At 63.7% G+C, this 25,342-nt stretch carries 21 protein-coding genes; 11 read left to right on the top strand and 10 right to left on the bottom strand.

Going from position 1 to position 25,342, the window contains the following annotated elements; all coding sequences use genetic code 11:
- Positions 1-57: 57 nt before the first annotated feature.
- The gene (gene nirD, locus KVO92_RS01715) at positions 58-435 is read right to left on the bottom strand and encodes a nitrite reductase small subunit NirD (protein WP_217473974.1); all 378 of its coding nucleotides are present in this window, start codon (positions 433-435) and stop codon (positions 58-60) included.
- Entirely contained in the window at positions 435-3,008 is a 2,574-nt protein-coding gene (nirB, locus tag KVO92_RS01720) for a nitrite reductase large subunit NirB (RefSeq protein WP_217473975.1), read from the bottom strand. The genes nirD and nirB overlap by 1 nt, the downstream gene beginning before the upstream one ends.
- A 595-nt stretch (positions 3,009-3,603) precedes the next feature.
- Between nirB and KVO92_RS01725 the strand changes: the two genes are divergently transcribed.
- Positions 3,604-4,428, top strand: a complete 825-nt coding sequence (locus KVO92_RS01725; protein ID WP_217475392.1) for an aldo/keto reductase — start codon at positions 3,604-3,606, stop codon at positions 4,426-4,428.
- 175 nt (positions 4,429-4,603) lie between these two features.
- Positions 4,604-5,950 carry an esterase-like activity of phytase family protein gene (locus KVO92_RS01730; protein ID WP_217473976.1) on the top strand — a complete coding sequence of 449 codons (1,347 nt, stop codon included), beginning with the start codon at positions 4,604-4,606 and terminating at the stop codon, positions 5,948-5,950.
- 212 nt (positions 5,951-6,162) lie between these two features.
- Here the strand turns inward: KVO92_RS01730 and KVO92_RS01735 are convergent, their stop codons facing one another.
- The 4 genes from KVO92_RS01735 to KVO92_RS01750 form a co-directional block, all read right to left on the bottom strand.
- A complete protein-coding gene (locus KVO92_RS01735; protein WP_217473977.1) occupies positions 6,163-7,197 on the bottom strand; it encodes an NADP-dependent oxidoreductase in 1,035 nt (344 codons plus the stop codon).
- Between the two features lie 144 nt (positions 7,198-7,341).
- Positions 7,342-8,505, bottom strand: coding sequence for a hypothetical protein (locus KVO92_RS01740; protein ID WP_217473978.1), 1,164 nt, complete (start codon positions 8,503-8,505; stop codon positions 7,342-7,344).
- Between the two features lie 220 nt (positions 8,506-8,725).
- Positions 8,726-9,046 (bottom strand): hypothetical protein, encoded by a 321-nt coding sequence (locus KVO92_RS01745; RefSeq protein ID WP_217473979.1) that lies wholly within the window; start codon positions 9,044-9,046, stop codon positions 8,726-8,728.
- Positions 9,047-9,122: 76 nt separating this feature from the next.
- A complete protein-coding gene (locus KVO92_RS01750) occupies positions 9,123-9,485 on the bottom strand; it encodes a hypothetical protein (protein WP_217473980.1) in 363 nt (120 codons plus the stop codon).
- Between the two features lie 286 nt (positions 9,486-9,771).
- On the opposite strand from KVO92_RS01750, the gene rfbD reads away from it, so the two are divergent.
- Positions 9,772-11,847 carry a dTDP-4-dehydrorhamnose reductase gene (gene rfbD, locus KVO92_RS01755; RefSeq protein WP_217473981.1) on the top strand — a complete coding sequence of 692 codons (2,076 nt, stop codon included), beginning with the start codon at positions 9,772-9,774 and terminating at the stop codon, positions 11,845-11,847.
- Between the two features lie 109 nt (positions 11,848-11,956).
- The gene (locus tag KVO92_RS01760; RefSeq protein WP_217475393.1) at positions 11,957-13,123 is read left to right on the top strand and encodes an NAD(P)-dependent oxidoreductase; all 1,167 of its coding nucleotides are present in this window, start codon (positions 11,957-11,959) and stop codon (positions 13,121-13,123) included.
- 206 nt (positions 13,124-13,329) lie between these two features.
- Here the strand turns inward: KVO92_RS01760 and KVO92_RS01765 are convergent, their stop codons facing one another.
- Positions 13,330-13,533, bottom strand: a complete 204-nt coding sequence (locus tag KVO92_RS01765; RefSeq protein ID WP_217473982.1) for a hypothetical protein — start codon at positions 13,531-13,533, stop codon at positions 13,330-13,332.
- Between the two features lie 211 nt (positions 13,534-13,744).
- The gene (locus KVO92_RS01770) at positions 13,745-14,116 is read right to left on the bottom strand and encodes a YgaP-like transmembrane domain (protein WP_217473983.1); all 372 of its coding nucleotides are present in this window, start codon (positions 14,114-14,116) and stop codon (positions 13,745-13,747) included.
- 507 nt (positions 14,117-14,623) lie between these two features.
- Here KVO92_RS01770 and hppD point away from each other — a divergent pair.
- On the top strand, positions 14,624-15,703 hold the full coding sequence (hppD, locus tag KVO92_RS01775) for a 4-hydroxyphenylpyruvate dioxygenase (protein ID WP_217473984.1): 1,080 nt from the start codon (positions 14,624-14,626) through the stop codon (positions 15,701-15,703).
- 246 nt (positions 15,704-15,949) lie between these two features.
- On the opposite strand, the gene KVO92_RS01780 is transcribed toward hppD, so the two are convergent.
- Positions 15,950-16,510: a TetR/AcrR family transcriptional regulator gene (locus KVO92_RS01780; RefSeq protein WP_217473985.1), complete on the bottom strand. Its 561-nt coding sequence runs from the start codon at positions 16,508-16,510 to the stop codon at positions 15,950-15,952.
- A gap of 246 nt (positions 16,511-16,756) precedes the next feature.
- Here KVO92_RS01780 and KVO92_RS01785 point away from each other — a divergent pair, with 246 nt between their 5' ends.
- Positions 16,757-18,259 carry an MFS transporter gene (locus tag KVO92_RS01785; protein WP_336512593.1) on the top strand — a complete coding sequence of 501 codons (1,503 nt, stop codon included), beginning with the start codon at positions 16,757-16,759 and terminating at the stop codon, positions 18,257-18,259.
- Positions 18,260-19,294: 1,035 nt separating this feature from the next.
- On the opposite strand, the gene KVO92_RS01790 is transcribed toward KVO92_RS01785, so the two are convergent.
- A complete protein-coding gene (locus KVO92_RS01790) occupies positions 19,295-20,197 on the bottom strand; it encodes a LysR family transcriptional regulator (RefSeq protein WP_217473986.1) in 903 nt (300 codons plus the stop codon).
- Between the two features lie 94 nt (positions 20,198-20,291).
- Here KVO92_RS01790 and KVO92_RS01795 point away from each other — a divergent pair, with 94 nt between their 5' ends.
- From KVO92_RS01795 to KVO92_RS01815, 5 genes are all read left to right on the top strand, one after another.
- Entirely contained in the window at positions 20,292-21,071 is a 780-nt protein-coding gene (locus tag KVO92_RS01795) for an SDR family NAD(P)-dependent oxidoreductase (RefSeq protein ID WP_217473987.1), read from the top strand.
- An 8-nt stretch (positions 21,072-21,079) separates the two neighbouring features.
- Complete coding sequence (locus KVO92_RS01800; protein WP_217473988.1) at positions 21,080-21,835, top strand: SDR family NAD(P)-dependent oxidoreductase; 756 nt, start codon at positions 21,080-21,082, stop codon at positions 21,833-21,835.
- A gap of 32 nt (positions 21,836-21,867) precedes the next feature.
- Positions 21,868-23,262 carry an aspartate aminotransferase family protein gene (locus KVO92_RS01805; protein ID WP_217473989.1) on the top strand — a complete coding sequence of 465 codons (1,395 nt, stop codon included), beginning with the start codon at positions 21,868-21,870 and terminating at the stop codon, positions 23,260-23,262.
- 9 nt (positions 23,263-23,271) lie between these two features.
- Positions 23,272-24,636, top strand: coding sequence for a glutamine synthetase family protein (locus KVO92_RS01810; RefSeq protein WP_217473990.1), 1,365 nt, complete (start codon positions 23,272-23,274; stop codon positions 24,634-24,636).
- 373 nt (positions 24,637-25,009) lie between these two features.
- On the top strand, positions 25,010-25,219 hold the full coding sequence (locus KVO92_RS01815; RefSeq protein ID WP_217473991.1) for a hypothetical protein: 210 nt from the start codon (positions 25,010-25,012) through the stop codon (positions 25,217-25,219).
- Positions 25,220-25,342: the final 123 nt, after the last annotated feature.

Here is a 25,342-nt window from a genome sequence, read left to right on the forward strand (position 1 = left end):
CTCCCACCGTTGGCTCGATCGTGGAAGCCTTGGGAGCCTGGTCTCGACCGCGAAAACTCAGGCGACGGCAATCTCCACCGCTTCGCCATTGAGCCGCACCGGCCAGACGCGCAGGCGCTGCTCGGGGTATTCCAGGCAGGTACCGTCGGCCAGGCGGAAGTGTTGCTTGTACAGCGGTGAGGCGATCACCAGGTCGCCCTTGAGCTGCCCGACGATGCCGCGGCCGATAACGTTGGCGCCCGACTTCGGATCCTTGTTCTCGATGGCGAACACCTGATCACCCGTCTCGGTATGAGGCAGGTGAAACAGCGCCACCTGCTTGCCGTCGAGCCAGGCGACCACTCCGGAATTGGCCACCAGGTCGCGGCGGCTGCACAGCGCGCGCCAGCTGGCGGATTGAACGGACTCAATACGTACGGCGTTGGACTGGCTCATCAGAGCACCTCCTCGGTGACGGGAATCAGGTGAAGTTCGTGTGCATGCACCGGCCGACGCTGGCCGCGCTCCTTGACGAAGTGGATGTCCGGATCGCCGCGCCGGTCGTTGACGAAGGTGCGGAAGCGCTTGAGTTTTTCCGGGTCCTTGATGGCGTTGGCCCACTCGCATTCGTAGCGGTCAACCACCAGCTGCATCTGCGCTTCCAGTTCGGCGGCGAGGTTCAGGCTGTCGTCGATGATCACCTCCTTGAGGTAATCGAGGCCGCCTTCCAGCGATTCGCGCCAGACCGAAGTGCGCTGCAGCTTGTCCGCGGTGCGGATGTAAAACATCAGGAAGCGGTCGATGTAGCGCACCAGGGTTTCATCGTCGAGGTCGGTGGCGAACAGCTCGGCGTGGCGCGGGCGCATGCCGCCGTTGCCTGCGACATACAGGTTCCAGCCGTTTTCGGTGGCGATGACGCCGATGTCCTTGCTCTGCGCCTCGGCGCATTCACGGGTGCAACCGGAGACGCCGAACTTGATCTTGTGAGGTGAGCGCAGGCCCTTGTAGCGGTCCTCCAGACGCAGTGCCATGCCGACGCTGTCCTGCACGCCGTAGCGGCACCAAGTGCTGCCGACGCAGGATTTCACCGTGCGCAGCGACTTGCCGTAGGCGTGACCGGTCTCGAAGCCGGCCTCGATCAGCTCGCCCCAGATGTCCGGCAGTTCGTGCAGCTGCGCGCCGAACAGGTCGATGCGCTGGCCACCGGTGATCTTGGTGTAGAGGTCATATTTCTTGGCGACTGCACCGAGCGCGATCAGCTTGTCCGGGGTGATTTCTCCGCCGGCGATGCGCGGCACCACCGAGTAGGTGCCGTTCTTCTGCATGTTCGCCATGAAGGTGTCGTTGGTGTCCTGCAGCGGGATCAGCCCCGGATCGGTGATGGGCTGGTTCCAGCAGGAGGCCAGGATCGAACCCACCGCCGGCTTGCAGATATCGCAGCCGGTGTGGCCGCGGCCGTGCTTGGCTAGCAGTTCTTCGAAACTGATGATCCCTTCGACGCGCACGATTCCGTAGAGCTCCTGACGGGTGTGAGCGAAGTGCTCGCACAGGCTCTTATCGACTTCGACGCCGCGTGCGGTCAGCTCATGCTCGAACACCTGCTTGAGCAGCGCGCTGCAGCCGCCGCAGCCAGTACCGGCCTTGGTCGCGGCTTTCAGCTCGCCCAGATCGGTGATGCCGGCGTCTACCTGGCAGCACACCGCGCCCTTGGTGACGTTGTGGCAGGAGCAGATGGTGGCGGTGTCGGGGAGGGCGTCCGCGCCCAGCGTCGGCGCGCCATCGGACAGCGGCAGGATCAGGCTGGACGGGTCGGCCGGCAGCTTGATGCCGTTCTGCGCGTATTGCAGCAGGGTGTCGTAATAGCTGTTGTCGCCAATCAGCACGGCGCCGATGACGCGTTTGCCGTCCTCGGAAAGGACCAGGCGCCGGTAGCTGGCATTGGCCTCATCGATAAAGCGGTAGCTCTTGGCGCCGGGCGTGGCGGCATGGGCATCGCCGATGGAGCCGACATCGACGCCGAGCAGCTTGAGCTTGGTGGACATGTCGGCGCCGCTGAACGGCTGGTGCGGTTCGCCGCAGAGCAGGGCGGCGAGGTTGCGCGCCATGGTGTAACCGGGCGCAACCAGGCCGAAGACCATGCCGTTCCAGGACGCACATTCACCGATGGCGAAGATCGAGAGATCGCTGGTGCGGTAGTCGCCGTCGATCACCACGCCGCCGCGCGGTGCGATTTCCAGCCCGGCGCTGCGGCCCAGGGCATCCTGCGGTCGGATGCCGGCGGAAAAGACGATCAGGTCGGTTTCCAGATACTCACTTCTACCATCGGCGCCATCCTGGAAGTTCATCCGGTAGGCGTATTCCTCGCCGACGATGATTTCCTGCGTGGCGCGCGATAGGTGAACGCCGACGCCCAGCGCCTCGATGCGGGCCTTGAGTGCCTTGCCACCTTCTTCATCGAGCTGCACCGGCATCAGGCGCGGCGCGAACTCGACCACATGGGCTTCGAGGCCGAGGGACTTGAGCGCGTTAGCCGCCTCCAGGCCGAGCAGGCCGCCGCCGACTACTACGCCGCGCTTGGCATTGCTGGCCGCGGCGCGGATGGCATCAAGATCGTCCAGCGTGCGGTAGACCAGGCGCGAGTTGCCCTCGGCGCCCGGAATCGGCGGCACGAAGGGGTAGGAGCCGGTGGCCAGGATCAGTTTGTCGTAGGGCTGGCGGCCTTCGGCGGTGACCACTTCCTTGCGCTCGCGGTCGATCTCCAGCACCTGCACGCCGAGGTGAACGTGCACGCCGTGGGTGGCGTAATAATCGGCTTCGCACAGGGCCAGGGAGTCGGCATCGCGACCCCCGAAATACTCGGACAGATGCACGCGGTCATAGGCGCGCTGGCGCTCCTCGCCGTACACATGGATCTGGTACTGGCCCAGCGCGCCGCGCTCGACCAGTTGCTCGACGCAGTGGTGGCCCACCATCCCGTTGCCGATAACGACCAGCGTTTCACTCTTGATCGGGGTGACGATTGCGTTCATGACCGGTTCCTCCGTCGAAGCCGCGGTGCGGCGTCGTCGCACAAAAACAAAAAGGCGCCTGGAGCTGTCGGGCAGCTCCAGGCGCCTTTGCCTGGTATTCGTAGGTTGTGGAGGTGACTATTCGAGCCTCGTTGCCCGTTGCACCTGTCCCGCGCCGTTTACGGCGGATGGTCTTCGCTGACCGCGGGTGCGCTGCCAAATCAGTTGGCAGGCGTTGACCAGGCTTTTGCAGGTTGCGTGCCAGCCTGAACGAGGCGTTCGGCAGTGTGGGCTGCTAGAGGGTGCGGGTTGGCTGAAGCCCGCTTTTACGCGGGTGAGCACGGGGAGGGCCGAGCCGTGCGTCGCCTTGGTTTGGCGACACCCTTGAACCACAAGGGTGCGGTTCTCATTAGTGGCTCCCTTTTTTGGGGCGATGGGCTGAACTTCGTCATCTATAACCGACTAAGGTAGCCATACGCCGCCGAACCAGGCGCCGTGGACTGGCCCGTAGGTCGCGCTCGCGGCCTGACAGCCCGGTCCGCGCCACTTGCCAATCCATCTGACGAATCGCGGAGATCATGTGAACAAGGTCGTCGAGCAACCCCTCTTGCTGGGCATGATGCGCCTGATGCAATACCCCGAACTGGCGCAGCCGCAGGCGCTGCTGGGCTTTCTGGAGCGCTGCGCCGAGCGTGGCGTAAGCGGCTTCGATCACGCCGACATTTACGGTGCAGGTGAGTGCGAGGCGCACTTCGGGGCTGCGCTGAAACTACGGCCGGCGCTGCGCCAGCAGATCCAGCTGATCGGCAAGGCCGATATCGTGCCGGCCTCGCAGGATCGCTCCCGTTGGCAGGTCAAGCACTACAACACTCAGGCGGCATACCTCACCGAGGCCGTCGAACGCTCGCTGAAGCGGCTCGGCGTCGAACGCCTGGATGGCTTTCTCCTGCATCGCCCCGATCCCTTGCTGCGAGTCGACGAGGTCGCTCGAACGCTGGACGATCTGGTTGGTAGTGGCAAGGTCGGCTGGTTGGGTGTCTCCAACGCCGAGTTGCTGCACTGCCAGACGCTGGCACGTGAACTACCGCTGCGCTGCAACCAGATCGAGCTGTCCTTGCAGGCGCAGGACGCCGTTTGGGACGGTCGCTTGCATGCCATGGAAAGCGAAGGGCTGCACGTGCTGGCCTGGTCACCGATGGGTGGCGGACGGTTCGGCGCGCACTTGCAGCGTGCACTCGACGAGGTTGGCGCAGCGCTGGGCGCCACGGCCAATCAGGTGGCCCTGGCCTGGCTGCGCAAGCTTCCCGGCAAGCCCGTGCCAATCCTTGGCAGCCTGCGTTGGGAGCGGATCGAGGAAGCACTTAACGGAGCCGAGCTGACGCTGGACACCCAGGCCTGGTTCTACCTCGCGGAGGCGGCCCGAGGTCACGAAGTCGCCTGATACGTGGCCCATGGCAGGCGGTATGCGGCAGTAGCGTTGGTGTGCGTCGGCTTATCGGCGCTTTCTCAGTTGTCGCCATGTTTCTGACATAGTCGATTCTTATGGTTGTTCTCCGTTGCCAGAGCGTCGTGCATGTCGCGCGGCGCCGGCTCCGACCGGATGGAGAGACTGACTCATGCGAATTCCGAACCCGTTGATCGTGGTGCTTGCCGCTGCGATCTCCGCCCCCGCCGTGGCTGCCAGCAACACCTTGGTGGGCTGGGCCATGATGCCTGCCGATACCTTTTCCGATGGCCCGACGTCGGGTCAGATGGCCAGCGCGAACCCCTACGGCACCTTCACACCGCCGTACGAAGACCGCCAGCCGGTACAGGGTTTTTCCGCCGTGCTGCCGGGCGCGGACGAGAACAGCTTCATTTTCATGACCGACAACGGCTTCGGTGGGCAGGCGAACTCAGCCGACACCCTGTTGCGGCTATACAGCGTGCGGCCCGACTTCCGTACCGCCAATGGCGGCAGCGGCAAGGTCAGTGCGAGCGATTACCTCAGCGGTGCACCCTTGGCGCGCTTTACTCATCCGTCGCGCCTGACGCTCAACGATATCAACCAGAAGCTCGAACTGCCGATCCAGGCCGATTACCGCTTCTACTACAACGATGGCTCCAAACCGCGCGTCGATAGCGCCATCAATTTCGGCCGCTTGCTGACCGGTGCCGACCTGGACGTCGAGTCGGTGCGCCGCGACAAGAATTGCGCCGTGTGGTTTGGCGATGAGTTCGGTCCCTACCTGATCAAGACCGACGCCTCCGGCACCGTCATGCGCAGTGCCATTTCCTTGCCCGGCGTTTACGCACCGCAGCACGCTGACGTCGTGGCGGGGCGCGCGACTGCCAACCTGGCGGGGTCGGGCGGTTTCGAGGGCATGGCGATCAACCCGCGCGGCGACCGTCTCTATGCGTTGCTGGAGAAGACCGTCAACGGTGATCCAGCCGGCACCTTGCGTATCAACGAGTTCGACATCGATCAGGAGCGCTACACCGGCAATCTGTTCTTCTATCGCCTGCAAGCGCCCGAACATGCCATCGGTGACATGACCGCCATCGACGACACCCGCTTTCTGGTGATCGAGCGCAATGGCGCGACCGCCACCAACGGCACGCCGTTCAAGAAGATCTACCTGATCGATATCCGCGGTGTCGCCAGTGGCGGGACGGTGCGCAAGACCGAGCTGGTCGACCTCATGCAGCTGGCTGATCCGAACGACCTGAACGGTGACGGTCAGCGCTGGTTCACCTTCCCGTACGTGACCATCGAGAGCGTACTGCCGCTGGATTCGCGCACCTTGCTGGTGGCCAATGACAACAATTTCCCGTACGGCGGAGGCCGCGGTCTCAATGCGGACGTCACCGAGTTCCTGAAGATTCGCCTGGCCAGTCCGATTCCCGGTGTGCGCCCGCCACATCTTCAACAGGCCAGGGACGCGCGCCGCTGCGAGATGCCCGCTGGGCTGGGGCAGGGCTGAACGGGCCTGCCCGTTGGGCTGCGCTTGGGGCGACGTAAAAGCCGCGAGCAGCCATGTTGCAGCGCTATGCGAGCGGAAGCCGCGCGGCTTTCGTAGGCGCTAACGTGTCGCCAACACGATATGGTCAACGACCGGCATCGTGCCCCGACAGACGCTCACCAGGGCTTCGCCAGCAGTTCCGGCGAAGCCGCCTGGGTTGCTGGCCCCTGGTCTCACGCCTCGCCGACCTGCACCACCAGCTTCCCAAAATTCTTCCCTTCGAGTAGCCCGATAAAGGCCTCTGGCGCATTTTCGAGCCCCTGGACGATCTGCTCGCGGTACTTGATCTTGCCCTGGGCGTACCAGGCGCTCATGTCACGTGCGAACTCGTCGTAGCGGTGGCCGTAGTCGTTGAAGATGATGAAGCCCTGCATGCGCATGCGCTTCTTCAGAAGGGTATCGAGCAGCAGCGGCAGGCGATCCGGTCCGTCCGGCAGATCGGTGCTGTTGTACTGGGCGACAACGCCGCATACCGGCACTCGGGCGCTGGTGTTGAGCAACGGCAGCACCGCATCGAACACCTTTCCACCGACGTTCTCGAAATAGACGTCGATGCCTTCCGGGCACTGTGCGGCCAACTGCTGCGGGAAGTCCTGGGCCCTGTGATCGATGCAGGCATCGAAGCCGAGCGTCTCGGTCGCATGCCGGCATTTTTCCGGGCCGCCGGCAATCCCCACCACTCGGCAGCCCTTGAGCTTACCGATCTGTCCAACCGTCGCGCCGACAGGGCCGGTGGCTGCCGCCACCACGAGCGTCTCGCCGGCCTTTGGCTGGCCAATGTCGAGCAAGCCCATATAGGCCGTGAAGCCGGGCATACCCAGGACACCCAGCGCGTGTGAGGGATGCGGCATGTCCGGGGCGAGCTTGATCAGCCCTTTTCCGTCAGACAGGCCATAGTCCTGCCAGCCGTTGCCGCCGAGTACCCAGTCGCCCGCCTGATAATCGGAATGACGCGACTCGACGACCCGGCAAACGGTGCTGCCAACCATCACATCGCCCACTTCCAACGGCGGCGCGTAGGACGGGCCGGCACTCATGCGACCGCGCATATAAGGGTCCAGCGACAGATAGACGGTGCGCAGCAGTAGCTGACCGTCAGCGGGCACCGGTACCGGGCCGATTTCCAGCCGAAAGTTGCTCGGGGTCGGCGCACCGTGCGGACGTGAGGCGAGGTGAATACGACGGTTGTGTTGCGTCTGTTGTGCCATGGATGTCTCCAGAAGAGCTGGATAGGTCAAGGTGGGAGCGTGCTGCGCGTCCTGCGTTCCTTTCAGCGCATAGGCGGTTGGCATTTGCTGCAACAGGCGACTGAAAAGGTCACGCGGCCGATGCGCTTCGCGTCCGGCGTCGGCTTACTGGCCGATCAGGTTGATCGAGTTGTTGGGCATGTTTTCAACCGATTGGGCCTGGGACAGCAATTGCGAAACCATCGACAGCACGGCACCGGACTGTCCACCGTCCAGCCCAGAGGGGATCGCGTATTGGTCGCCGGCAAACTCGATGTTGACGACCGAATCCCTGATCCGACCCTTCAGCACGCGGATGATGGGCTGCTCACCGGTGTGCGTTCTGGTGGTCAGCAACGCGCCGTTCTCCTGTTCGCGTACGCATTCACCTAGATAGTCGAAGACGTCTGCGAGCGAACGGGTACGTAGTTCAACCTTGCCGATGCCCTCGGCTTCGAAGTACACGCGACCTCCGCCCACGCTGCCGAAGAAGTCAGGATCGCCCAGGCGGAACGCCTTTTGGTTCTCCAGCTCGCAGCGAGCACGCTTGAACAACGCTTCGCTAGGCAGTGAAAAGCAGAACCGTGCGCTTTCCACCGACTCAGTGAGTTGATAACGGCCCTTTCCGCGGGTTTCGATGAGCAGGTTCTCCTTGCGCGCGGAAATCAGCTGATCGAGGGAAGGGGCCTGCTCGAGTGCGAGTTCCGGCCCATAAGGGCTAACGAGCAGGACGGTTTCCATGCTGATCCCCTGATCGACGAGACGGTTCACCAGCTGTTGAAAACGCTCGAACTCCGCGGGTTCCGATGGGTTGTTGTAGAAGCGCTCCGCGCCCTCGGGGCTCTGGATATGTGCGCTTTCCAGAAACAGGGACAGAATCAGCTCGGGTGCATGGTCCTGGCGCAACATGAGGGCCAACGAAGCGGTACTGATCGGAGCGATATAGCCGCGGTAGAACTCTTGATTGTCCTGCGTGGATACATCGAACCCGGGCCCCTGTTCGACCGACATGTGCGGATTGAAGCTGAAGTCCGACGGCGCATCGCCACCGAACGGTACGGTCAGATTGGCACCGGCGTAGACACGGCTGCGACCGCGGATGGTAGTCACCGTTGTGAAGTGCGCAGGCAGCGACGCGCTGCGGCGCACGATGTTGAGCAGTAGCGCTTCGTCCTGTAGCCGACTGTAGTCCTGGTTGATGGTCGCCATGGCAGAGTCGAGGCGTTCGGTACCGGCACAACCGGCCAGAATGCCGAGCGAAGCCGCGGCCAATAGTTGTCTAGCCAGCATGCAGCGGCTCATCGATATGTATTTCCTGATTGTCGGTTCGCTTGGGTCGCAACAGCATGTCCAGGCTGACGACACGAGCAGTCACCAACCTGAACCGACTAGCCGGCCAGCTCGTTATTCGTCGCCCTGCGCCTTGTACCTCAAGCCAGTGCGCGTGCAGGGGTTGCCCGGGACTGGGTTTCGCCGCTCAAAAAATAACCAGCGGTATCCAGCCGTATGGCTATTCGAGCTCTCCGGGTGTCGCGGAGGTGTGGGCCGGGTCGTCGGTGACCGTTTCCTGCTCGGTGCGGTGCATGTTCCGGTTAGGCACCGAATCGTTCTCGGGAAGCCCTTTGACCACCCGGCCGTCCTCGGTGACGATCTGCCCCTGTTCGTTACGGTGGGTTTCGAGCTTTTCCTGCGGCGTGGGATTGCCCATCGGGCTGGGCCGCGCCCCTTGGTCCGCGCTCGGGATGCCTGCCGGCTGCTGGGCGAACACCGGCTGGGCCGTGGCAGCCAACAGCGTGGCTATTGCCAATGAAGCTAGAACGGGCTTGTACATACTGTTCTCCTTTCGCTACGCCAATGAGCGGGTCGGGTGGCCGGCTCCCCTTGCTGAGAGGCCCGGCTGTCAAGGGTCAGTGAGTTGTGGCGCCTTCAGGCTTGCATACCAGCAAGGCGACCGGCCCGCCGGAGGAATATTTGCCTGGCACGCGCATGACGGCTTCTTCGTTTGGGTTAACCGACACCGCCGGTGCAGCCGTCATCGCGGTTTCGTCAGGCAGGGCATGAAACTGACACGAGGCTATCGCTTCGCTGCGATTGGTTACCTTGATGGCTGGAACGCCTACCAGATCCGACTTGCTCGAGGATGTCCCCGGTACGCCCAATTCTTCTATCTCAAGGTCCATACCGTTCAAGCGTGTGGTGACCAAGGGCTCCTGACCGAGCGTGGGGAGCGCAAATGTCAGGCTGACCAGCGCCAATAAAGCTCGCTTCATTCTGCTTCCTCCATAGGGCTATTCACTATGTGAACAGGGCCCAGGCGTTGAGTTCGGGAATTCGAACGACTGGCAGCGCGCTCGTGCTGAATACGTGGTGTGCAGTGCCGGTCATATTTCGTTGTACTCACTGAACCCCGATTGGCTTCCCGGGTCAGAGCTGAGCGTCATGGCAGAGCCCATGACGTCGCCGTAGCGCACCGTTTGCTGCGCTATGCGCTCAGGTTGACGTTCAGTCACCGGGTTCGATTCCAACCGTCTAATTGCCCAGATACCGAGCATCTCAATGGATCAGATATACGCCGTCGTACTGTCGTACAAACGCAAGGGTTTGCTGAAGCGCTGCCTGGATGGAATCAATGCCCAGACGCGGCGTTGCGACGCCGTGATCGTCGTGGACAATGCCAGCAATGACGGTACCGAGGAGATGCTGCTGGAGTCCGGTATCGATAACCTCAAGGTCTACGTGCTGTCGCAAAACACCGGTGCTTCGGGTGGGTTCAGCGCGGGATTCCGCATCGCCTATCAGCAGGGCGCCGATTTCGTCTGGATGATGGATGACGACGTCATCCCCGAGCCTGACGCGCTGGAGAAGCTGCTCGAAGCTGACGATCAGCTGCGGGCGCGCCGGGAGCCGTTCTCCTACCTCATCTCGCGGGCCCATACAGAAGACGGCTTGCTGACCAACGTGCCGCGTATCGACGAGCGCACCAATGCGATCGCCTACGAGAACTGGCCGGCACTGCTCGACATCGGCGTGATACCGGTGCGCCCGGCGACGTTCGTCTCGATTCTGGTGCCGCGTGCGTCGTTACAGCAGCACGGTCTGCCCCTCGCTTCCATGTTCATGTGGGGCGACGACACTGAATTTACCTTGCGCATCAGCAAGGATGTGCCGGGCTATCTGGTGGCGGCGAGTAAAGTCCTGCACCTGCGGCGGGTCAGTGGCGCGATCGACATCCTGCGGGAAGTCGATCCGAAGCGCGTGGCCCTGCACCGGCATCTGGTGCGCAACGAGCTGTTCGTTGCCCGCAAGTATTTCCGTAAACGCCGCGTGCTGGGTCTTCTGGGATCGCGGCTGTGGCAGGTGCTGCAGATGCTCGGCAGTCGCCAGTTCAACAAGGCTGGCATCGTGACGAAAGGGCTGTTGGAGAGTTTCCGTTTCGCTCCTGAAACAGAGCGGGCCAACGCACCCGTGGAGGCGCTAGGGGTAACCGTGCGTGAGCTGATCCCAAAGCCATCAAGCGTGGTCTCAACGACTGAGGCGCCCTCCAGTACCGTAGATAGCGCGCCGCCGGCAGGCGATGCGTCGAGCCAGGATGACCCGATATCGATCGTCCCACGGCAGCCGAGGCCGAACATGCGCATCCTGATTTGCGGGGCAGGTGGCCAGGTGGGGCACTGCCTGGTCAACCAGGCCGCCAGTTTCGGACTCGAGCCCATTGGCCTCGCGCATCAAGACCTCGATATCACGTCGCCCGAGTCGATCCGCCAGGCGCTCGAGCGGCACCAGCCGGCGTTGATCATCAACGCTGCGGCCTATACCAACCTCGATCATGCAGAGGCCGAGGTGGCGAATGCCGAGGCGGTCAACCGCGATGGTGCAGCCAACCTGGCCGAGGCAGCGGAGCGCTTCGGGATCCCACTGTTTCATCTGTCCAGCGAGTATGTATTCACTGGCGACGGTACCGAGCCCTATCGAGAAACCGACCCGGCATTGCCGATCAGTGTCTATGGCGAGACGCGGCGAGCGGGAGAGGTGGCCATCGGCGAAGCGATGAACCGCTACCTGATTCTGCGTACCAGCTGGATTTACGGCGAGCACGGGAACAACTTCGTGAAAACCATGCTGAATCTCGGCCGCAAGACGGACGAGATTTCGGTGGTCAGCGATCAGATCGGCTGTCCGACTCGTTCTCGCAGCGTCGCACGGGTTCTGATCGAACTGGCGCTGCGCTACTGCCGCGACGGGGATCTGGAGTGGGGGATCTACCATTACAGCGGTGCCGAACCCTGTTCGTGGGCCGAGTTTGCCGTCGAGATTTTCCGCGAGGCCGAGCGGGCCGGGCTGATCGACAGGGTGCCGAAGGTGCTTCCGGTCACCAGCGGCAGCTTGCCGCGTGCCGCAGCGCGTCCTGCATGGTCCGTGCTCGATTGCAGTCGCATCGAAAGCACCTTTGGTATCCGGCCGAAGCCGTGGCGTGATGAACTGCGCCATGTCATCAAGCAGATGAGCGACATGCCGTCGCTGCCGTTCGGGCCCGCACCCAGCCGCGTGCCATTCAGGACCTACCCGCAGAGCAGCGCTGAAGCAACCAGCCTGACGCAGTTCGCAATTGCGCAGGGTGCCGGACAGATCTGATCGGCGAAAACTTTTTCCAAATGTAACAGTCTGATCCTCACGTCAAAACCAATGGAAAGCCATGATGACCGATTCAGCTGTTAAACGCGTGGGTGTATCGGGTACGGGGATGATCTCCCACTGTTTCGTTCGGTTGATCATGCAGCATTACCAGGATCTGAAGATCAGCCGCGTCCTGACCCGCAGGCGTCTCGCCTCCTTGGGCGATTTTCCCCTGCCGGACCGGTTGACCAATTCGATCGACGATCTCATCGCGCATTCGGACATCATTGTTGAGTGCACGGGGGACGTGTTTTTCGGGACGGAAGTCATCGAGCGTGCCTTCGAAGCCGGAATTCCGGTGGTCACGGTCAATGCCGAGTTGCAAGTGACGACGGGCTCCTATCTGTCCGGCAAGGGTTTGCTGACCGAAGCCGAAGGTGACCAACCTGGTTCTCTCGCGGCGTTGCGGGAAGACGCCTTGCAGATGGGCTTCAAGCCGCTGGTCTACGGCAACATGAAAGGCTTTCTGAACCACAACCCGACCCCGGAGGACATGGCCTACTGGGCGAAGCGGCAGGGCATCAGCATCGAGCAGACCACATCGTTCACCGATGGCACCAAGGTGCAGATCGAACAGGTGGTGGTAGGAAATGGCTTTGGCGCAACCATCAGCCGGCGCGGAATGGAAGGTCTGGCCTCGACCGATCTTAATCGCAGCGGAACGGTCCTTGGCCTGATCGCCGAAGGCCTTGGTCAGCCCTTGGTCGACTATGTCTTGCCCGACGGGTATGCGGCAGGCGGTGTATTCCTGGTGGGACGGCACGACGAGGCGCAGGCGCCTGCGATCGAGTATTTCAAGCTGGGCTCCGGGCCGTACTATGTGCTGACACGTCCGTTCCACCTGTGTTCGCTGGAGGTCGGCAAGACGGTACGCCGCGTACTGGCTGGCGGCGGGGTGCTGTTGAACAACTCGAGCGAGCCGACGCTGGGCGTCGCCGCGATCGCCAAGCGCAAGCTGAGCGCCGGGGAGATGATCGTCCGGGGTATCGGTGGCTTCGATGTGCGTGGTGAAGCGGTCAAGCTCGTCGATGAGGTCGATCATGTGCCCATCGGCCTGTTGCGCAACACGGTGCTCAAACGAGCCGTCGAGCCTGGGCAGATGATCACCTTCGATGACGTCGATCTCCAACCCAGCCGCGTACTGGACATCATTTTCCAGCAGCGTCAGAACCTCATGCAGCGACTCGAGGCAAGCCCGCAACCGGACGGCGTACTACTGCAGGTGCGGAACTGAACAGGATTCGTGACGAGGCTGAAATCTGGGCGGATGGCCACAGCTTCGTCGAGTTCCAGCGGACCGGTACGGGGATGGTCCCGTACCATCATGAGTCGAGCATGAATCCGGCGAAAACCGCGCAAACCCTACCGGGACGCCAGCTGAATCCGGCGCCCTGCGATGAGCCTGAAATCACAATATTCGTGGCGTGAGCACCGCCTCGCTTAGATAGGCTGTTGCGGATTCACTGCGCCTGCGTCGCCGATAGCCGACAGGATGCTTCGAGCGATACGGACCACGGCACCGCTGAAACCGGCCGCTTCGTTTTGAGCGTCCTGCTCGTTTTCAAACACGGTCAACACACCGCCATAGGAATAGACCACTCCCCAATAGCTCGCGTCGTTGTTCTCCATTTGCGTTATGTCCATGTGCCTTCTCCCTGGGTCTGCACGGCTGTGACGGAAACACGGCGAATAGATAGCATGCCGTCAAAACCTCGACAATTGCCGTTCGGCGGCGATTCTGGCCGAACACGGCGCCACCGGGTCCGCCAGGGTTCAGGGCGCAAGCGGCCACCCAGAAAGGCGACGAACTGCACGGGCTTCCTACTGCCGAACCGCTCGTCTCGTGCCGCTTCGCTCAGAGGCGCCGTTGCGCGTCCGGGTGTGTCTCATGACCCATCGGGGTGGCGTCAGGAAGGGGGGTACCGGGTTCGGCAAAGTCGGGACTGTGTACTTCCGAGTCCAGCGGCATGTGGCTGTAGCGCTGCTTGTCATGCCCAGCCTGATGCAGCTGAGGCGCCTGGTCTTCTTCGGCGAGTAACCGCTTGGCCTCGCAGCGCCCCGTGATGCCGCGCGCCAACGCAGCGGCCCCAAGCGCCACTTGCAGAAAACCGCCCAGCCCGCCGCGACGGAGGCCCTTGCCCAGCAATGCAAGCCCGCCAGCCGTAGATGCCGCGCGCTCCCAGCCATGCACGTTCTGTGGGGTCGTTTTGTCAAAATTTCGGTTCATGCTCGTTTCCTCACCGTTGTTGGCAGACGCTATGGGTTCGGCAGCCAACCGGGGCGGTGCGTTCGGGGCGAGGGACGAGCGGCACCGGATTAGTCGATGTCATGAGGTACGTTGAGAAAGGCTTGACACTCACGCGTCGCTCACGCAGATTCCTCTAAACGTAATCTGATTACGCAAAAACAATAATCGCGCCTGAATCAGGCGCGCAGTGCATACCGTCATGATCCTATCCAGCTGTTCATCCGCCCATTACTCCATTCCAGCCGCTAGCCGGCCAGTTGCCCTGTGGGCGCATGGAAGCCTCAGCGGGTGCCCTGCGCGGGACGCCAGCTGGAGCTATCGTAATGGGGTGCTTTCATGGTGTAGGGCTGAATGAAGATTCTCGGCTTTCGACTGACCCTTGGCGACCATCTGGGTCGCAGTGTTCGGGGCATTTCCTGTGCGCCGCCGGGCTGACGTGTTCTGACGTCATCCCTATCAATGCACAGCCAGTCAAAGGAGCCAATCATGGCCGACCTGTTTGAAAACCCTATGGGCCTCATGGGCTTCGAGTTCATCGAGTTTGCCTCGCCCGCCCCAAACGTCATCGAGCCGGTACTGGAGAGCATGGGCTTTTCCCATGTCGCCAACCACCGTTCCAAGGATGTAGCGCTGTATCGCCAGGGCGAGATCAACGCGATCATCAATCGCGAGCCGAAAAGCCACGCGGCTTTCTTCGCTGCCGAGCACGGCCCGTCCGTGTGCGGCATGGCCTTCCGCGTCAAGGATGCTCACCAGGCGTACGCCAAGGCGCTGGAACTTGGCGCACAGGCTGTTGATATGCCCACCGGGCCGATGGAGCTGCGCCTGCCGGCGATCAAGGGTATCGGCGGCGCGCCGCTGTATCTGATCGACCGCTTCGGCGAAGGCAGTTCGATCTACGATATCGACTTCGTTTTCCTGGACGGCGTGGACCGTCACCCAGTCGGTGCCGGCCTGAAGATCATCGATCACCTGACGCACAACGTTTATCGTGGCCGCATGGCGTACTGGGCCGATTTCTACGAGAAGTTGTTCAACTTCCGCGAGATCCGCTACTTCGACATCAAGGGCGAGTACACCGGCCTGACCTCCAAAGCCATGACCGCCCCGGACGGCATGATCCGTATCCCGCTGAACGAGGAGTCCAGCAAGGGGGCAGGGCAGATCGAAGAGTTCCTGATGCAGTTCAACGGCGAGGGTATCCAGCACGTCGCCTTCCTGACCGATAACCTGATCGAGACCTGGGACAAGCTCAAGGCCAGCGGTACGGTGTTCATGACCGCGCCGCCGGAAACCTACTACGAGATGCTCGAGGATCGTCTGCCCAACCATGGCGAACCGGTCGAGGAACTGAAATCACGCGGCATTCTGCTGGACGGTGCATCGGAGAACGGCGAGCAGCGCCTCCTGCTGCAGATATTCTCGGGCACCTTGCTCGGCCCGGTGTTCTTCGAGTTCATTCAGCGCAAGGGTGATAGCGGCTTCGGCGAGGGCAACTTCAAGGCTCTGTTCGAATCCATCGAGCGCGACCAGATCAAACGTGGTGTCTTGAGCACTACAGACTGATGGCCTGGACGGCAGCTACCTCGCGTTAGGCTGCCGTCCATCATCTCCCGGTCGTCGCTGGCCGCCTGCGCACGACAGCGTGCAGTGCAACCAGCGACACCTGCTCACCCGGAGGAACGGCTCAGGCGGTGCCAGCCGCGACGCACCGGCATGATGCATCCAGCCTATGTCGCTGAGGCGGCCAGCTCTTCAATGCTGGCGGTCGTCATCGCCCATCCTTGACCCTTGCACATGGATTCGCGGCGCTCAGCTGTCTCGCACGCCCGCGCCCTGCAAAAAGAACTGCTCGATGATGCCTGCTGACGCCGCGCTTGCTGCACGGCCTCGGCGTTCCGCATCTACGATGCCGTAGATCAGCGAAAGGAACAGCTCAGTCAGTACCGGCGCCGCTATCTCAATGCGAAAGAGCCCGGCGCGCTGACCTCTGAGGAAGAACGCATCCAATGCGCTGTCGTACGGAATCCACTTTGCCCCTTCGTTAGCGGGATCGAGCGAGTCGGGCCGGTACTGGAACATCAGGAACATCAGCAACTCTCGATGCGCCAGGTGCTCCTGAATCAGGTGTTTGAAAGCCGTCAGCGGTTCTGCGTTATCGAGATCCGTCCGCTGAATGATGTGGTTCATGACATTCAGGCCATGCGCCATCAGCATCTCAACCAGGTTGTCACGGGTGCCGCAAAGCCGATGCAACGTCGCTTTGCTGATACCCGCGGCTTCCGCGAGTTCCTTCAACGTTGCCCGAGGGCGATCGACGAACGCGACGGCCAGCGCCTTGAGCAGGCGATCATCGGGGAGAAGCTGCGTCATCAGGTCTGGACTCCATGGGCCGGGCTCGCCGCGTATTGTCCAGATAAAGCCTCAAATGACAACCAACGGCCAGAAAAAAGATTTCAATGAATCGAGTGAGACAAGATTGACTCATTAATATCTCCAGAGGATCATGCCGCTCTTGATTTGCCGCGACGACAAAGCGATCCCGGCAGCCCCGCTTCAACGCAACGCGACTTAGCAAGACGAGGTGCAACGATGAATCCTGTAGTCAACCGCTGGTTGTTGCTCGCCGCCGTGCTGCTCGCGTTCACCCCGATCATGATCGACGTGACCATCCTGCACATTGCGATTCCGACGCTGACGCTTGATTTGCGCGCCTCCGGAACCGACGTGTTGTGGATCGTCGATATCTATCCGCTGTTCATGGCCGGTCTGCTGGTTCCGATGGGGGTTCTGACCGACCGGATCGGTACTCAGCGAACCCTGCTGATTGGCATGACGATGTTCTCGCTAGCCTCGATTGGCGCGGCGTTCTCGCCGACCCCGGGCGCGCTTATCGCCGCACGCGCCGCGCTAGCCCTGGGCTCGGCGATGATGATGCCGGCGATTCTTGCGGTGGTTCGTCGCGCGTTTGACGACGAGCAGGAGCGGGGCGTCGCGCTTGGGCTATGGGGCACTGTTGCGGCTTCCGGCGCGGCTGTGGGGCCACTGGTAGGTGGTTTGCTGTTGGAGCATTTCTGGTGGGGATCGGTGTTCCTGATCAACGTGCCGATCATGCTGGCGGTCATGCCGCTGGTGTATGGACTGGTTCCGAACGACGGGTCGGGTTCGCGCGCGCCCTGGCCGATCGGGCAGGCGCTGGTACTGATCGCTGGGCTGATGCTCAGTGTCTTTGCTATCAAAGCGCTTCTCAAACCGGGGCAATCCGTCCTGTTCACCACCGCGCTGCTTGTTATCGGGATTGGATTGTTGTCTGCGTTCGTCCGTTTCCAGCTTCGCTCGCCTCACCCGATGCTGGACCTCTCGCTTTTCAAAGGGGCGCAGGTGCGAGCAGGGCTCGCCATGGCCCTGATAGCGTCCGGCGCGCTGGCCGGAATCGAGCTGACGATCGCCCAGGAGATGCAGTTCGTCATCGGCAAATCGCCGCTCGCGGCGGGCCTGTTCCTGTTACCGCTTATGGCTGCCGCGGCGGTCGGCGGACCGATAGCCGGCTGGATAGCGGGCCGTGTCGGGTTGCGTTGGCTGGCAACGGTATCGGCGGGCGCAGCCGCGGCGAGTTTGAGCGGCTTGGCGGTGAGTGATTTCAGCACAGCAGGCATTCTCGTGGCTTGTCTGCTTGCCACGCTCGGCCTGGCGCTTTCCGTAGGCCTTACGGCTTCGTCTATCGCGATCATGTCCGCCATCACCCCACAGAAGGCGGGTTCGGCCGGCTCGCTGGAGGCGACCGCCTATGATTTGGGCGCGGGGCTTGGCATCACCGGCTTCGGCGTGCTGCTGGCAACCGCCTATACCCGGGCATTGGCGATCCCAGAAATCCTTGCGCCGGCGCTCGCCGCCCAGGCACGCCTTTCCATCGGCGAAACTATGATGGTGGCGTCCGGTTTGCCACGACTGCAGGGCGAAGCGCTGATCGAGTCCGGACGCGCGGCGTTCTCCCAAGCGCATACCGGTGTGCTGAGCGCGGCCGCGGTACTGCTGGCTGCATTGGCGATGGCCCTTTGGGTTTCGCTGCGAGGCGAGAGCGCTGTCCGCGCCGATGATTCCGCCGTGGAGGCCGATGGCTGAGGCTCCCATAGGCGGCTGCGGTGTGGTTTTGTGGGCGTCGTCCCTGGTTGCAATCGAGGTGGCGTGTGGAAACGGGTCGCAGGTAGAACCTGCTCCTACAGGGACGCGCGGTGTTTTTGTAGGAGCTGCCTCTGGCTGCGACTGGGAGTGGCGTGCTGGAGCGGGTCGCAGGTAGAACCTGCTCCTACAGAGGGGCGCGGTGCTTTTTTGTAGGAGCTGCCTCTGGCTGCGACCAGGGGCGTGCGGGTGCCGGGTCGCAGGTAGAACCTGCTCCTACAGGGGCGCGGTGCTTTTTGTAGGAGCTGCCTCTGGCTGCGACTGGGGGTGGCGTGCTGAAGCGGGTCGCAGGTAGAACCTGCTCCTACAGGGGCGCGGTGCTTTTTTGTAGGAGCTGCCTCTGGCTGCGACTGGGGGTGGCGTGCTGGAGCGGGTCGCAGGTAGAACCTGCTCCTACAGGGGCGCGGTGCTTTTTTGTAGGAGCTGCCTCTGGCTGCGACTGGGGGTGGCGTGCTGGAGCGGGTCGCAGGTAGAACCTGCTCCTACAGGAGGCGCGGTGTTTTTGTAGGAGCTGCCTCTGGCTGCGATCGGTGTGGCGTGCGGGTGCGTAGGTCGCAGGTAGAACCTGCTCCTACAGGAGGCGCGGTGTTTTTGTAGGAGCTGCCTCTGGCTGCGACCGGTGTGGCGTGCGGGTGCGTGGGTCGCAGGTAGAACCTGCTCCTACAGGAGGCGCGGTGCTTCTTGTAGGAGCTGCCTCTGGCTGCGACCGGTGTGGCGTGCGGGTGCGTAGGTCGCAGGTAGAGCCTGCTCCTACAGGAGGCGCGGTGTTTTTGTAGGAGCTGCCTCTGGCTGCGACCGAGGTCGCGTGCGGGCGTGGGTTGCAGGTAGAACCTCTGACGGATTGGCCAGGAACTACTTCGCTGATACTTGAAGGATGGACGTTTCGTGCCTGTCGCTGCGGCGCCGTCGTTGTTGAACTAACGGTCCACCACACGCCGCCCGGCGTCGCGGCTCTACGCAGGATCGAAATGACGGCGCCTAGCTGCGCCGTGGTGCCGCTCCGTTCTGTTCGTTGAGCAGCTTCAGGTAGCGCCGTGCAGCCAGGCCGAGCGGTCGGTTCTTGATCCAGATGACATCGACCCACAGCCGCAGCTGGCTGGCCATGTTGTCGAACACGACCGCATCGAGCGCCCCTGAGGCGATCAGCGGTTGCACCATCGGCTGCGCCAGGTATGCCCAGCCGACACCGGCCTGCACCAGCTCCAGCGCGGCGAGGTAACTGTCGGTGAGCCAGATGCGGTGCGACAGCACCAATTGCGGGTCCGAGGCGGCGGGATCGCCGCTGGCGACGATGATCTGCCGCATGTCAGCCAGTTGAGCCTCGCCCAGCGGCGCACCACGGCCACGTGTGAGGTAGGCCGGCGCGGCGACGGCCACTAGTAACTGGCTGCCGGCTTCCTGGAACGCCTCGCGCTCGTCGATCCCCGGGCGCTCGAAGACCAGCGCCAGGTGCGCGCTGCCCTCGTGCAGCATGCGCGCGGCATCAGCCTGGGCGGCGGAGCGCACCTCGATTTCCAACGTCGGAAATTCTGCGGCAAGGGTCGTCAGCGGCCGACTCCAGGCGCCGGTCTGCAGTTCCGGTGCCATCGCCACCACCAGCCGCCGTTCCAGCCCGGCGTGCAACTGCAGCGCGTGGGCGTCGAGCAGGTTGAGTTGGCTGGCGACCTGCCGGGCCTGGGGCTCCAGCGCGCGGGCAGCAGCGGTGGGCTGGGCCTTGCGCGTCGAACGGTCGAACAGCACGAGGTCCAATTCGGCCTCGAGCTGAGACACCGCCATGTTGACGGCCGAGGGCACGCGACCGAGGGCACGCGCGGCGGCGGAAAACGAGCCCTGGTCGAGCACTGCGAGGAACAATTTGATGGAATCGCTGCTGAATGCCATGACAGGTTGTCAGTTCCACTGATAACGATTGTCTTTGTTTAGCAGAATGACAGGGCTATGTTCCAGCTCCACGACAGATCGAGGGGTTGGTGCAATGGGTGGATCGACGTGGCAGGGGCAGGTAGCGGTCGTCAGTGGCGCGGGTAGCGAGCACGGCATCGGCATGGCCATCGCGCGGCGCCTGGGTGCGGCCGGCGCCAGGCTGGTGGTTACGGCAAGCAGCGCGCGCATCGCCGAGCGTGTGGCCGAGCTGCGTGCAGAAGGCTTCGAGGTGCATGGGCGTCCGGCCGATCTGACCGATGAGGCCCAGGTGCAGGCATTCGCCAGCTGGGCCGAGGCTTGCTGGGGCCGCGTTGACATCCTCGTCAACAACGCCGGGATGGCCATGCTGGGCAGCCCCGAGCCGATGGCCGAAGTCGCCACGATGAGCCTCGAGGTCTGGAACCAGTCGCTCGCGCGCAACCTGACGACAGCGTTCCTGCTGACCAGGGCGTTGCTGCCGGGCATGCAGGCTCGCGGTTACGGGCGGATCGTCAATGTCAGCTCCACCACCGGAACCCGCGGCAGCAATCTCGGCGAGGCGGCTTACAGCGCTGCCAAGGCCGGCATGGTCGGGTTGCAGATGGGGCTCGCGCTGGAAGTCGCCGGGCGAGGCATCACCGTCAATTCGGTTGCCCCGGGCTGGATCGCCACCGCCTCGAGTACCCCGGAAGAAGCGCGCGCGGCGGCCTATGTGCCGGTGGGCCGTGCAGGTCGGCCGGAAGAGGTGGCCGCTGCCGTGGCGTTTCTCGCTTCACCCGAGGCCAGCTATATCACCGGCGAACTGCTGGTCGTCGATGGCGGCAACTGCCTGATCGAGAACAAGGCGCCATGAACGTGCCGATGACTCCTGTCGTGCTGGTCACCGGTGCCGCCGGTGGGGTGGGCCGCGCACTGGTCGAGCGCTTCGCCAAGGGCGGTTGGCGCGTCTTCGCCACGGATCTGGACGCCTCCGGCCTGCAGGCGTTGGCTGCCGAGCAGCCGCTGCTCGGCAGCCTGGCCCGCGACCTGCGCCAGCCGGACGCCTGCCGCGAGGTGGTCGAGGCGGTGATCGCCGCCGCTGGCCGCCTGGATGCGCTGGTCAACGCGGCCGGCGTGTGGCGTGAAGGCCCGGTCGAGCATTTCAGCGAGGCGGATTTCGACCTGGTGATGGACGTCAACCTCAAGGGCACCTTCTTCATGTGCTCGGCCGCCATCCCAGCGCTGCGCGAAGCGGCTGGCTGCATCGTCAACATCTCCAGCGATGCCGGCCGCCAGGGCAATCTCAACGCCGCCGCCTACTGCGCCAGCAAGGGCGGCGTGACCCTGCTGACCAAGGCACTCGCACTGGACCTGGCGCCGTCCGGCGTGCGCTGCAACGCCATTTCGCCCGGCGACATCGCGACTCCGATGTTGCGGTTTCAGGCCGAGCGCTACGGCGACGGCGACCCGCAGGGCTACTACCGCGCGCTGCTGGAGAAATACCCGCAGGGCGAGGGCGCTCGCTTCATCCAGCCCGGCGAAGTCGCCGAGCTGGCGTTCTACCTGTGTCAGCCGGCGGCGCGCTCGATTACCGGCGCAGACCTGGCCATCGATTGTGGGGTCTCGGCCGGGCACTAACGCCGGGTCCGTTAACAGCAAGGGAGTGAATCATGTCCATCAGCGGAATCAACGACGCGGCCATTGCCGCCTTCGCCGCCGCCGAGCGCCAACGGTTCGTCGAACGCAACCCGCGTTCGGTCGCCCTGGCCGAGCGTGCGCGTAGCCATCTGTTCAATGGCGTGCCGATGCACTGGATGAATGACTGGTCGATGCCGGTGCCGTTGTTCGTCGAGCAGGCCAGCGGCGTGCGTTTCGTCGATGTCGACGGCCACGACTACGTCGACTTCTGCCTCGGCGACACCGGCAGCATGTTTGGCCATTCACCGGCACCGGTTGCCAGGGCGATGGCGGAACAGGCCGGCCGCGGGCTGACCACCATGCTGCCGGGTGAGGATGCGGTGGTCTGCGGCGAGCTGCTGGCCGAGCGTTTCGGGCTGCCGTACTGGCAGGTCACCGCGACCGCCACCGATGCCAACCGCTACGTCCTGCGTTGGGCGCGGGCCGTTACCAGGCGCAAGACCCTCCTGGTGTTCGACGGCTGCTATCACGGCACCGTGGACGATGTCATGGTGCGCCACCGCGACGGCCGCACCGTGCACCGCGCCGGGCTGGTCGGCCAGGCCTATGACCTCACCCAGTATACCCGCTCGATTCCGTTCAACGACGTGGTGGCGCTCGAAGCGGCGCTGGCGCAGGGAGACGTCTGCGCGCTGATGTGCGAACCGGCGATGACCAACATCGGCATGGTGCTGCCTGATCCGGGCTTCATGCAGCAGTGCCGCGAGCTGACGCGCCGCTACGGCAGCCTGCTGATCATCGACGAGACCCACACCATCTCTACCGACGTCGGCGGCTGTACCCGGTTGTGGAACCTCGACCCGGATTTCTTCGTGGTTGGCAAGCCGATCGCCGGCGGCGTCCCCTGTGCGGTCTATGGCTGCTCGGCGGCGATGGCGGTGCGCATGCGCGCGGTGCAGCAGCAGGGCAGCGATGCCTCGACGGGGCACGGCCACAGCGGCATGGGCACCACGCTCTCAGCCAACGCCCTGGCGATGCACTGCATGCGCGTCAACCTCGAGCAGGTCATGACGGCGCAGGCCTATCGACACATGCTGCCGCTGGCGGCGAGTCTGGCGCAGGGGCTGCGCGACCTGTTCAGCCGGCACCGGTTGGGCTGGTCGGTCACCGAGCTGGGTGCGCGCTGCGAATTCCAGTTCTGCCCCGTGCCGCCGCGCACCGGTGCCGAGGCTGAGGCGGCCTTTCACGACAGCCTGCAAATGGCGCTGCACCTGTACCTGATCAACCGCGGCGTGCTGATAACGCCGTTCCACAACATGATGCTGTGCTGCCCCGACACCACCGCGGCGGACACCGCACGTCTTCTTTCCACGCTGGACGAGGCGCTGCAGCGGCTACTGTCCATGGACGGCGCGCGCAGCGCCTGAGAACCCGTCATGCCTATCGACCGACACGAGGCGCAAGCCTTTCTGGACGCGCACCCTGAGGTGCGCTGCATCGAACTGTTTCTCATCGACGCCAATGGCATCCCGCGCGGCAAGCTGCTGCACCGCGACGAACTGCTGGCGATTTACGACCATGGGCGGCCGCTGCCCAGCTCGATTCTGGCGCTGACGGTGCAGGGCACCGATGTCGAGGAGAGCGGGCTGGTCTGGGAGGTCGCCGACGCCGATTGCTGGACTGAGCCGCTACCCGGTAGCCTGACGTTGCAACCCTGGCGCAATGCGCCCACCGGTCAGGTTCAGGTAAGCATGCACCCGGACCGTGGGCTGCCGGCGGCGGTGGCCGATCCGCGGCATGTGCTGGTCCGCACGCTCGAGGCGTTGAAGGCCGACGGCTACCACCCGGTGATGGCGGTGGAGCTGGAGTTCTACCTGCTCGATCGGGAGCGCGATAGCGACGGTCGCCCGCAGCCGGCCCGGCAGGGGAACGGAGTCCGGCCGAGCGCGCCGCAGGTCTACGGCGTCTATGAGCTAGAGCAATTGCAGCCGTTTCTCGACGACCTCTATGCGGCCTGCGAAGTGCAGGGCCTGCCGCTGCGCACGGCCATTTCCGAATATGCGCCGGGCCAGCTGGAACTGACGCTCGAGCATCGGTTTGACGCGCTTCAGGCCATTGACGAGGGCGTGCGCTACAAGCGGCTGGTCAAGGGCGTGGCGAACAAGCACGGGCTGAGCGCCTGCTTCATGGCCAAGCCCTTCGGCGACCAGGCCGGCAGTGGCATGCACCTGCATGTCAGTCTGGCCGATGCCGAGGGCAACAACCTGATGGCCTCGGACGACCCTTGCGGAACACCGCTGTTGCGCCATGCCATCGGCGGCATGATGGCCACGCTCGACGATGCCCTGGGAATTTTCTGCCCCAACGCCAATTCATTCCGCCGTTTCCAGGCCAACAGCTATGCGCCGCTGGCCCGCAGCTGGGGCGTGAACAACCGCACGGTGTCCTTCCGGGTGCCGGGCGGGCCGGCGGCCAGCCGGCATATCGAGCATCGCATCTGCGGCGCCGACGCCAACCCCTACCTGGCGGCCGCGGCGGTGCTGGCCGGCGTGCACCTGGGTATTCGTGGGCAAATCGACCCCGGCGCAGCCACCGTCGGCAACGGCTACGAGCAGGTGCGGGACACCCTGGCTACCGACTGGCTGACGGCGCTGCGCAACCTGGAGGCCTCGAGCTGGGCGCGCGAGGCGTTCGGCGCCGAATTTCTCGACGTCTTCCTGGCGATCAAGTGGGCCGAGTACCGGCAGTTCATGGGCGAGGTGGGCGAGCAGGACTGGCGCTGGTATCTCAACCACGCCTGACCAGGGCAACAGGGGCGTACCGGCGCTGGGTCCCGCGGCCTGACTCAGATGCCGTGCAGGAAGCGCTCGAGGGTCGCCGGCACCAGAGCCGGTTGTTCTCGATGTGGGCCGTGCCGACAGCCGTCATCCGTTTGCAGGCTGCGGCCGCTTCGCAATCGCCAAGGGGGCTGCCTGGTTGGCCGGAGGCGGAGATCGATGCGGTGATCGGTCTGTGCCTGACAACGCCGCCCGGTGGGTTGTTAGCTGATCCTGGCGGCATGCCAGGCGGTACGCTGAAACCCCGATACCCAGCGTACCCCGACGACCTGTGGTCCGCACCAATCGGGTTCGAACAGCTCTAATCCCAAGCGTTCACATGTTGCGGAGATGAGTCATGAGTATCGATCCGCTCGATCGGCCACACGATCAGCAACCCGTGCCGGGGCAGCAACAGAACCCTGCGCACACACCCGACTTCATCACGGATAACCCGGACGTCCAGCCCGAACCCGGCAACACCGGTCGCGCAGACCGAAAACCCAACGGGCCTGCGCCCGAGACCCCGGCGCCGCCTGTGAGGCAGGGCGGCGAGCAGGCGGAGTAGAAGTAGCGCAGCTGCCACCGCAATCTTCAGGCGCCGGCTAAGCCAGTGGTGCGGGTTCAACCGGCCTGCTCGTGATACGGCGGGCTCGGCGATCGCGTGTCTGGCTTGTGCAACGGCCAGCAG

Source organism: Stutzerimonas stutzeri, assembly GCF_019090095.1.
Taxonomy (GTDB): Bacteria; Pseudomonadota; Gammaproteobacteria; order Pseudomonadales; family Pseudomonadaceae; genus Stutzerimonas; species Stutzerimonas stutzeri_AN.

What these genes read in the sequence shown, in the direction of transcription:
- hppD (WP_217473984.1), top strand. Translation starts at nt 14,624, where the DNA reads ATGGCCGACCTGTTTGAAAACCCTATGGGCCTCATGGGCTTCGAGTTC.
- KVO92_RS01780 (WP_217473985.1), bottom strand. Translation starts at nt 16,510, where the DNA reads ATGACGCAGCTTCTCCCCGATGATCGCCTGCTCAAGGCGCTGGCCGTC.
- KVO92_RS01810 (WP_217473990.1), top strand. Translation starts at nt 23,272, where the DNA reads ATGCCTATCGACCGACACGAGGCGCAAGCCTTTCTGGACGCGCACCCT.
- KVO92_RS01730 (WP_217473976.1), top strand. Translation starts at nt 4,604, where the DNA reads ATGCGAATTCCGAACCCGTTGATCGTGGTGCTTGCCGCTGCGATCTCC.
- KVO92_RS01725 (WP_217475392.1), top strand. Translation starts at nt 3,604, where the DNA reads ATGATGCGCCTGATGCAATACCCCGAACTGGCGCAGCCGCAGGCGCTG.
- KVO92_RS01770 (WP_217473983.1), bottom strand. Translation starts at nt 14,116, where the DNA reads ATGAACCGAAATTTTGACAAAACGACCCCACAGAACGTGCATGGCTGG.
- KVO92_RS01805 (WP_217473989.1), top strand. Translation starts at nt 21,868, where the DNA reads ATGTCCATCAGCGGAATCAACGACGCGGCCATTGCCGCCTTCGCCGCC.
- KVO92_RS01790 (WP_217473986.1), bottom strand. Translation starts at nt 20,197, where the DNA reads ATGGCATTCAGCAGCGATTCCATCAAATTGTTCCTCGCAGTGCTCGAC.
- KVO92_RS01765 (WP_217473982.1), bottom strand. Translation starts at nt 13,533, where the DNA reads ATGGACATAACGCAAATGGAGAACAACGACGCGAGCTATTGGGGAGTG.
- KVO92_RS01815 (WP_217473991.1), top strand. Translation starts at nt 25,010, where the DNA reads ATGAGTATCGATCCGCTCGATCGGCCACACGATCAGCAACCCGTGCCG.
- nirB (WP_217473975.1), bottom strand. Translation starts at nt 3,008, where the DNA reads ATGAACGCAATCGTCACCCCGATCAAGAGTGAAACGCTGGTCGTTATC.
- rfbD (WP_217473981.1), top strand. Translation starts at nt 9,772, where the DNA reads ATGGATCAGATATACGCCGTCGTACTGTCGTACAAACGCAAGGGTTTG.
- KVO92_RS01745 (WP_217473979.1), bottom strand. Translation starts at nt 9,046, where the DNA reads ATGTACAAGCCCGTTCTAGCTTCATTGGCAATAGCCACGCTGTTGGCT.
- KVO92_RS01760 (WP_217475393.1), top strand. Translation starts at nt 11,957, where the DNA reads ATGATCTCCCACTGTTTCGTTCGGTTGATCATGCAGCATTACCAGGAT.
- KVO92_RS01750 (WP_217473980.1), bottom strand. Translation starts at nt 9,485, where the DNA reads ATGAAGCGAGCTTTATTGGCGCTGGTCAGCCTGACATTTGCGCTCCCC.
- KVO92_RS01735 (WP_217473977.1), bottom strand. Translation starts at nt 7,197, where the DNA reads ATGGCACAACAGACGCAACACAACCGTCGTATTCACCTCGCCTCACGT.
- nirD (WP_217473974.1), bottom strand. Translation starts at nt 435, where the DNA reads ATGAGCCAGTCCAACGCCGTACGTATTGAGTCCGTTCAATCCGCCAGC.
- KVO92_RS01795 (WP_217473987.1), top strand. Translation starts at nt 20,292, where the DNA reads ATGGGTGGATCGACGTGGCAGGGGCAGGTAGCGGTCGTCAGTGGCGCG.
- KVO92_RS01740 (WP_217473978.1), bottom strand. Translation starts at nt 8,505, where the DNA reads ATGCTGGCTAGACAACTATTGGCCGCGGCTTCGCTCGGCATTCTGGCC.
- KVO92_RS01800 (WP_217473988.1), top strand. Translation starts at nt 21,080, where the DNA reads ATGACTCCTGTCGTGCTGGTCACCGGTGCCGCCGGTGGGGTGGGCCGC.